The sequence below is a fragment of the Methylobacterium bullatum genome (assembly GCF_014845095.1).
GTDB classification, from domain to species: Bacteria; Pseudomonadota; Alphaproteobacteria; order Rhizobiales; family Beijerinckiaceae; genus Methylobacterium; species Methylobacterium bullatum.
Genome location: NZ_NKUG01000244.1, coordinates 1 through 656, shown reverse-complemented (window position 1 = coordinate 656; position 656 = coordinate 1). Strand labels below are relative to the sequence as shown.

The 656-nt window shown below is 68.1% G+C and carries 2 protein-coding genes; both read right to left on the bottom strand.

Annotated features, from left to right (window positions below; translation table 11 throughout):
- On the bottom strand, positions 1–318 hold a 318-nt coding region (locus tag MBTS_RS22665), incomplete at its 3' end, for a cytochrome c peroxidase (protein ID WP_192216546.1).
- Positions 319–397: 79 nt separating this feature from the next.
- Positions 398–656: Na+/H+ antiporter NhaA (locus MBTS_RS22660; RefSeq protein ID WP_192216545.1), on the bottom strand; the 259-nt coding region annotated here is incomplete at its 5' end.

Here is a 656-nt window from a genome sequence, read left to right as displayed (position 1 = left end):
CTCGATCCCGGGCTCGCCGATGCCGCGCATGCGCCCGTCACCCCAATGGCGCGACGGCTCGTGGCATGTGGCGCAGGAGATGGAGCGGGATCGCGACAGGACCGGATCGAAGAACAGCGTCCGGCCGAGCTCGACCTGCGCCTCCGTATCGGGAATGCCGTCGGGCACGGCCAATGCGGACGGGCGCGCGAAGGCGCTGCGCCAGGCGGTGGCGTCGTCGGTCATGCCATGGGTGGCGAAGAGGCCCGAGCCGACAGCTGCCGCCACGGAAACCGTCAATGCCGCCTTGCCGAACGCCGAGCCTGCCTTTCGAGTCATCCTGCTCTCCGACTGACCAGTTTAAGCGATCCCCTTAAAGATTGTGTTGTCAAAGGCGGATAAGACCGAGGGCGCGTCCTCACGCCGCGGGGCCGGCCCGACGGTCCGAAGCGGGCGCGAGGAGGAGGACGAGGGCTCCGGCGATCATGCACGTCACGGACCCGAGAAGCACGCCGATCTTGGTTTCGGTCTCCAGGCCGGGATTATCCACGAAGGCGAGGAGGCCGATGAACAGGCTCATGGTGAAGCCGACGCCGCAGAGGAGCGACAGGCCGTAGATCTGCCACCAGCCGGCATGGGCCGGGCGCTGGGCGAGGCCGAGCTTCACGGCGGCGAAG